Genomic DNA, 6,921 nt, shown 5'->3' on the forward strand with positions numbered 1-6,921 from the left:
GCCACCGTGACTGCGGGGGGCCTGCTTTTCACCGTTTCGGCGAATGTCCCACCCGGGCAGCTGTCCGACGGCGACGGCGAACGTTCCGCCGAGCACCACTCCACCGAGCACCACAGAGAGATCAGGGCCGAGCCGGTCGTCGTCCGGGCCGTCCCCGCGGACGTGAGCGTGGAGCAGATAGTGGTGCTCCTGGAGCGGGTCGAGAAGCTGGCACGCGAGCAGGGTCCGGACTTCAGCCCGACGATCGCGCAGGCCGCCGCCGAGCTCGGGATGCTGTACATGACCTACCAGGCGCAGCAGCAGCCGTCCGGCGAGCAGAACGGGGGCCTGCGCCTCCAGGACGCGCCGGTAGCGCGTGCCGCCGAGAAGGCCCAGAGCCCGCAGGGCGCCGAGGAGCCCGCGCGGCAGGAGGTCCTGTCGGCCGTTGCCGTGTCCCACGTGCGCGCTGAGGACGGCCACTCCCATGCGGGTAGCGAGCCGGACCCGGAAGGCGAGCCGCACGGGGTGGGCCCGGAGACCGGCCTCGTCACCTATGACCAGGTGATGGTCGCGGCGGTGCGGCTGGCGGGCATGCTGGACCAGTCGATGCCCGACGCTTCCGTCGACGTGCAGCACACGGACCAGTTCGAGGGCTCACCGCTGCTCGCGGGCGGTCCGGGGCGTCAGGGTTCCTCGCTGCGCTCGAACCTGCGCGACGTGGTCGCGGTGTTCGGCGACTCGACGGTCGGCTATGCCAACGGCCGGATCCCGGCAGCGGTGCTCTGCGACCTGGAGTTCGCGCCGGGGCACATGCTGCGCTGTGACGCAGCGGAGCGGCTGACGGCGTTGAGCAAGAAGTTCGAGCGGAAGTTCGGCTACCCGATCCCGATCACCGACTCCTACCGCACCTACGTGGAGCAGATCAGCCTCGCCGGTTCGAAGCCGCACCTGGCCGCAGTACCGGGCACGTCCAACCATGGCTGGGGCCTCGCGGTGGATCTCAGCGACCCGATCTCGGGCGGCGCGTCCCCGGAGTACACCTGGCTGCGGATACACGGCCCGGACTACGGGTGGGACAACCCGTCGTGGGCCCGGCTGGGCGGAACGAAGCCCGAGCCGTGGCACTTCGAGTTCTTCGCGGCCGGTCCGGTTCCCGACCGTGCGCTCGACCCGTCCGACGTCGACACGTGGGGCCCGACCTTCGCGTCGAGCGCCTCCGGGAGCGACGGTTCACGTTCCGCACCGGCGGCCGACCGCCGGCCGAAGGACGACGCTCCTGGTTCCGAGGCCCGTCAGCGGCCGACGAAGCCGAAGGACGAGCCGAGCACCAAGCCGCCGACGAAGAAGCCGGGCAAGCCCGTCGCGAAGCCCGGGCCCAAGCCGAGCCCGAGCGAACCCAAGCCCAAGCCCAAGCCGAGCAAGCCGGCGCCGAAGCCGACGACTCCCCCGGCCGGTCCGGTTCCGTCGCCCATCCCGTCGCCGAGCCCGTCACCGGCACCGGTTCCCTCGGATCCCGGCCAGGAGCCCCCCGGCTCCCCCGCGCCGTCACCCAGCCCGTCGGTACCCAGCCAGCAGCCGACGCCGCCGGAGACGTCGCCCAGCCCGTCGGCGCCGTCCGGTTCGCTGTCCGACCTCGCCGAAGACCTCGGCCTGAGCGAAGGCTGACCGGCTAGCTCCGCGACCCCTACACGCTGCATGGCGTCACCGGCGTGTCGCATGCAGTGTGTAGGGGTCGTTCACAGGAGACCCCGCACTCAGCGCACCGCGGTCGGCTCCGCCGGGACACCCAGGACGTGCCGGGTGAGGGCGTCGAGGACCGTGAGGCCGTCGGACGACAGCACCGACTCCAGGTGACCCTGGACCGAGGCGACACGCGGACCGCGCAGCGCGGTGAGCACGCCGTCCGCGTCGAAGGACGGTTCAAGGGCGAGCCGGGGCACCGGGCCGTCGTCGGCGGCGCTGGTGGTGGTGACGTGCGCACCGAAGGTGTTGTAGTAGCCGACGGCGGCCGTGCTGCCGAACACGTCGGCGTCGAGCCGCACGCCCTGGCGTGGCGCGGGGAGCGCGCGGATCGGGAAGCCGGCGAGGCCCGCGAGCACCTGGTGGCTGAGGCAGACCGCGAGCAGCGGCCGACCCGCGGCGACCCGCTCGTGGATGCGCCGCGCGATGGAGGCGATGCGTGGGTCCTCGTGGTCGCGCGGGTCGCCCGGCCCGGGGCCGAGCACGACGAGGTCGTCCGCGAGGACGTCGTAGTCGGCGTCCCACCGCACCATGCGGGTGTTCATGCCGAGGTGGCGCAGCTGGTGCGCGAGCATGGTCGTGAACTGGTCCTCGTGGTCGACGATCAGGACGCTGGGGCCGGTCAGGGCCGTCGCCGTCGCGGTGTGGGTGGCCTCCTGCGGGCGCACCCAGAACTCGGCGAGCTGGCCGTTGCGGACGGCCAGCGCCTCGGCGACGCCGGGCTGCGCGTTCAGGTCGACGGCGACGTCGGGCCCGGCGCCGCGCGGCACGAGCCCGAGCGAGGTCAGCACGCCGGACGCCTTGGCCCGCGTCTCCGCGACCTCGTGCTCGGGAACCGAGTGGCGCACGAGGGTCGCGCCCGCGGGGACGGACACCCGGCCGCCGTCGTGCAGATAGGCGGTGCGGATGAGGATCGGGGCGTCGAGCGAGTAGGCCGCGGGGCCGTCCGCCGAAGGATCAGCAGAGCAGGGCTCGGCGGCCTCAGGCTCGAACAGGGCGAGAAATCCCGAGTAGTAGCCGCGCGGGCGCGACTCGTGGCGGGTGATCACCGTGCAGGCGTTCTCCATGGGCGACCCGGTGACGGTGGGCGCGAACATCGTCTGGCGCAGCGCCTCGCGGGGGTCGAGGTCGGTCCGGCCCTCCAGCAGGTACTCGGTGTGGCTGAGCCGGGCCATCTGCTTGAGGTAGGGGCCGACGATGCGCCCGCCGTCCGGGCAGAGCGCGCTCATCATCTTCATCTCCTCGTCGACGACCATGAAGAGCTCCTCGTTCTCCTTGGTGTCGCGCAGGAACTCGAGGACGCCGTCGCGCGTGGGGCCCGTCGCGGGATGGCGGTAGGTGCCGCTGATCGGGTTCATCCGCGCGACGCCGTCGTGCAGGGTCAGGTGCCGCTCGGGCGTGGCGCCCGCGAGGGACAACGCCTCGCCGTCGGACGCCGGAGCGTGCACCGCGAAGGTCCAGTACGAGCCGATCTCGTGCGTGAGGAGCGCACGGAACCACGACGTCAGCGTGCGCACGGGCGCGGCGGAGGTGCGCGCCTCGAAGCGGCGCATCACGACGAAGTTGGCGCCGGCGCCCTGCCCGATCTCGTCGTCGATGACGCGGCGCACGATGCCCGCGTACTCGTCGTCGGGGATGTCGAAGCCGAGCGGCTCGGCGGCGACCGGCTCGGGCGGGAGCGCGGCGATCGCGTCGGCGACGGAGACCCGCTCCGACTCGCGGACGACTATGCAGCGCAGCGGGGCGCCGTCGTCGTGCACGGTGAACCCGCGCTCGACCGCCTGGCGGAACGGGACGGTCGCGAGCACCGGCGCGCCGTCGAGCGGGATGTCGCCCAGGAGGTCGACGTCGACAACGTCGCCGACCAGCACCTCGACCTCGAGGCTGCCCTCGCGGCGCAGGAGCGCGAACGGGAGGGTGCCGTCGGAGGCCAGGACACGGCTGAGAAGGGGGTGGTTGCTGGTGGCGGGGCTACGGCTGTCGGACATGCGGGGCCTCTCGGTTCGGGGTGCCCCGCCCCGGTCCGCAGCCTCGTGAAAACACGAACGACCACCTCGGAGCGAGGCGGTCGTGGACGTGTGTGGATGCGTCGCGGCTCGCCTATTCGGCGGGCCACCAGTCCTGGCATGTCAGGTGCGACGTCATGGCCGGAACGCTAGCCGGACAACGTGCGAGATGTCCACAGGTAGCCGCACGGCCGGTACCATCCGGGTATGCACAAAGCGATACGCCCCAGCCACACGACGCTCTCTTGACTGGTCGAACAAGCTCCAGCGGACCCGCACCGGCGATGACCTCCGACGTCCGGTCACGGACGTCCGCCTCGCCCACCGTCTCGACGACGGGAATCACGGTCTACGGCTGCGGAGCAGACGAGGCAGCCCTGTTCCGGACGATGGCGCCCCGCTTCGACGTCGAGCCCACGATCATCGATGCCGCGCTGACGGAGGAGACCGCAGACCTTGCCCTCGGCAACAGCTGCGTCAGCGTCGGTCACAAGACGCAGATCACCAATCCCACGCTGCTCGCGCTGAGCCGGGTCGGGGTCGAGTACATCTCCACGCGGAGCGTCGGCTACAACCACATCGACGTGCCGTACGCGAACAGTGTCGGGATCACGGTGGGCAACGTCGCCTACTCCCCCGACAGCGTCGCCGACTACACGCTGATGCTGATGCTGATGACCGTGCGCCAGATGAAGTCCGTGCTGCTCCGCGTCGAGGCCCATGACTACCGCCTGAGCGAGACGCGCGGCCGGGAGCTGCGCGACCTGACGATCGGCGTCGTCGGGACGGGGCGGATCGGCACGGCGGTCATCGACCGCCTGCGCGGCTTCGGGTGCCGCGTCCTGGCCTACGACACGCGCGCCGCGACCTCGGACGACCACGTCCCCCTCGACAACCTGTTCCGCGAGAGCGACATAGTCACCCTGCACACCCCGCTGACGGCGGCAACGCACCACCTCCTCGACCGGCGGCGCATCGCGCAGCTGAAGCCCGGCGCCTACGTCATCAACACCGGCCGGGGGCCGCTCCTGCACACCGAGGCTCTGCTCGAGGCGCTGGAGAGCGGGCACCTGGGTGGCGCCGCGCTGGACGTCGTCGAGGGTGAGGAGGGGGTCTTCTACGCGGACCGCCGGCACAAGCCCCTCGACGACGGAGCGCTCGCACGGCTGCACGGGCTGCCGAACGTCGTCATCACGCCGCACACGGCGTACTTCACGGATCACGCGCTGGCGGACACCGTCGAGAACAGCCTGATCAACTGCTTGAACCACATAAGTATCTGAACCACTGATATTTGACCTGCTCATATTTGCCCGGCTCGACTGCCTGAAACTACGAGAGCGAGAAACTGCATGTCCAAGCTCAATGTCGGAATCCTCTTCGGCGGCCTCTCCGAGGAGCACCCGATCTCCGTGAAGTCCGCGCGAGAGGTCGCGAAGAGCCTCGACACCGAGAAGTACGAGCCGTTCTGGATCGGCATCACGACAAAGGGCGACTGGCGGCTCTGCGACGGTCCCGGGGAGGGCTGGGAGGACGCCGGCTCTCGTCCGGTCACGCTGTCGCCCGACCGGAGCGTCCACGGCCTGCTCGTGCTCGAGCAGGGTGCGTACGAGGCGATCCGGCTCGACGTGGTCTTCCCCGTGCTCCACGGTCAGCTGGGTGAGGACGGCGCCGTCCAGGGCCTGCTGGAGCTCGCCGGGATCCCCTACGTCGGCTGCGACGTCCAGGCCTCCGTGGTGTGCATCGACAAGTCGCTCACGTACACGGTCGTCCAGGCCGCGGGAATCCGGACGCCGGACCTCAAGATCGTGCAGGGTGACGAGGCCGTCGACGCCGACGCGCTCACCTACCCCGTCTTCGTGAAGCCCGCCCGTTCCGGCTCCTCGTTCGGCGTCAGCAAGGTCACCGGCCCGGACGAGCTGGCGGCCGCGCTGGCAGACGCGCGCCAGTACGACTCGAAGATCCTGATCGAGGGGGCAGTGGTCGGTCGCGAGGTCGGCTGCGCCGTCCTGGGCAACGACCCCGACCTGTTCACCGGTGAGGTGGACCGGGTCGACCTCTCGCACGGATTCTTCCGGATCCACCAGGAGAAGTCGCCCGAGACCGGCTCGGAGAACTCGACCTTCATCGTCCCCGCCGACATCACGGACGAGGAGCGCACGCTCGTCCAGGAGACCGCCAAGGCCATCTACCGCGCCCTGGGGTGCAAGGGGCTCGCCCGCGTCGACACGTTCCTGACCGACGACGGACAGGTGATCCTCAACGAGGTCAACACCCTGCCCGGCCTGACGTCGTACAGCCGCTACCCCCGGATGATGGCCGCGGCCGGGCTGCCGCTCTCCGAGGTGATCGACCGCCTGGTGCCGCTGGCACTGCAGGGAGCGCGGTGAACGGCGAGTTCGCGTTCATCGACGAGCTCGTCCCGGGCATCCGCTGGGACGCCAAGTACGCCACCTGGGACAACTTCACCGGCCGGCCCGTCGACGGCTATCTGGCGAACCGGGTAGTGGGTACCAAGGCCCTGTGCGCGGCTCTCGAGCGCGCGCAGGGGCGTGCCCGGACGCTCGGGTTCGGACTGCTGATCTGGGACGGGTACCGGCCGCAGCGCGCCGTCGACCGCTTCCTGCAGTGGTCACGGGAGCCGGAGGACGGCCGGACCAAGCAGCGCCACTACCCGAACATCCCCCGGGACGAGATGTTCTCGCGGGGTTATGTCGCGGCCAGGTCCGGTCACACCCGGGGCAGCACCGTCGACCTGACGCTCTTCCACCTCGACAGCGGCGAGCTCGCGAGCATGGGCGGTGACCACGACCTGATGGATCCGGTCTCGCACCACGGAGCCGCAGGCGTGCCGGAGCTCGAGGCCCGGAACCGGCAGACGCTCTGCACGGTCATGGAAGAGAGCGGGTTCGACCGCTACGACAACGAGTGGTGGCACTACAACCTGCGGGACGAGCCCTTCCCCGACACCTACTTCGACTTCGAGATCTCGACGACGGTCCCGGCGTAAGCCGCGACCGCTGCCGCCCAGGCGGCTCCGCCGACCGGAGGGTGTCCCGCCCCGGTCGGCCGGACGTCGAGTGGCCGCGAGATCGGTCGGTTGCCTCCGCCGTAGTTCGAGTTCGGTCGGGTGGGTGGGGGGGGGGGGGGTGGTGGTGCCAAGTAGGGGGACACCGCCGGAAAGAAGAAGGGGAGG

General features: G+C 70.8%; 5 protein-coding genes. 4 read left to right on the forward strand and 1 reads right to left on the reverse strand.

The genetic code is table 11. The annotated features are described in order from the left end of the window. Positions 1–6 precede the first annotated feature (6 nt). Positions 7–1,644 carry a M15 family metallopeptidase gene (locus tag AB0F70_RS17035; protein WP_357450425.1) on the forward strand — a complete coding sequence of 546 codons (1,638 nt, stop codon included), beginning with the start codon at positions 7–9 and terminating at the stop codon, positions 1,642–1,644. An 89-nt stretch (positions 1,645–1,733) separates the two neighbouring features. On the opposite strand, the gene AB0F70_RS17040 is transcribed toward AB0F70_RS17035, so the two are convergent. Beyond that, positions 1,734–3,707, reverse strand: a complete 1,974-nt coding sequence (locus AB0F70_RS17040; RefSeq protein WP_357450428.1) for a chorismate-binding protein — start codon at positions 3,705–3,707, stop codon at positions 1,734–1,736. Between the two features lie 302 nt (positions 3,708–4,009). Between AB0F70_RS17040 and AB0F70_RS17045 the strand changes: the two genes are divergently transcribed. The 3 genes from AB0F70_RS17045 (at position 4,010) to vanX (ending at position 6,735) form a co-directional block, all read left to right on the forward strand. Further along, the gene (locus AB0F70_RS17045; protein WP_357450431.1) at positions 4,010–5,008 is read left to right on the forward strand and encodes a D-isomer specific 2-hydroxyacid dehydrogenase family protein; all 999 of its coding nucleotides are present in this window, start codon (positions 4,010–4,012) and stop codon (positions 5,006–5,008) included. Positions 5,009–5,077: 69 nt separating this feature from the next. After that, the gene (vanA, locus tag AB0F70_RS17050) at positions 5,078–6,115 is read left to right on the forward strand and encodes a D-alanine--(R)-lactate ligase (RefSeq protein WP_357450434.1); all 1,038 of its coding nucleotides are present in this window, start codon (positions 5,078–5,080) and stop codon (positions 6,113–6,115) included. Beyond that, complete coding sequence (vanX, locus tag AB0F70_RS17055) at positions 6,112–6,735, forward strand: D-Ala-D-Ala dipeptidase VanX (protein WP_357450437.1); 624 nt, start codon at positions 6,112–6,114, stop codon at positions 6,733–6,735. The genes vanA and vanX overlap by 4 nt, the downstream gene beginning before the upstream one ends. Positions 6,736–6,921 lie beyond the last annotated feature (186 nt).

It is taken from the genome of Promicromonospora sp. NPDC023805 (assembly GCF_040639635.1).
In the GTDB taxonomy this organism is placed as follows: domain Bacteria; phylum Actinomycetota; class Actinomycetes; order Actinomycetales; family Cellulomonadaceae; genus Promicromonospora.

What these genes read in the sequence shown, in the direction of transcription:
- AB0F70_RS17040 (WP_357450428.1), bottom strand. Translation starts at nt 3,707, where the DNA reads ATGTCCGACAGCCGTAGCCCCGCCACCAGCAACCACCCCCTTCTCAGC.
- AB0F70_RS17045 (WP_357450431.1), top strand. Translation starts at nt 4,010, where the DNA reads ATGACCTCCGACGTCCGGTCACGGACGTCCGCCTCGCCCACCGTCTCG.
- vanA (WP_357450434.1), top strand. Translation starts at nt 5,078, where the DNA reads ATGTCCAAGCTCAATGTCGGAATCCTCTTCGGCGGCCTCTCCGAGGAG.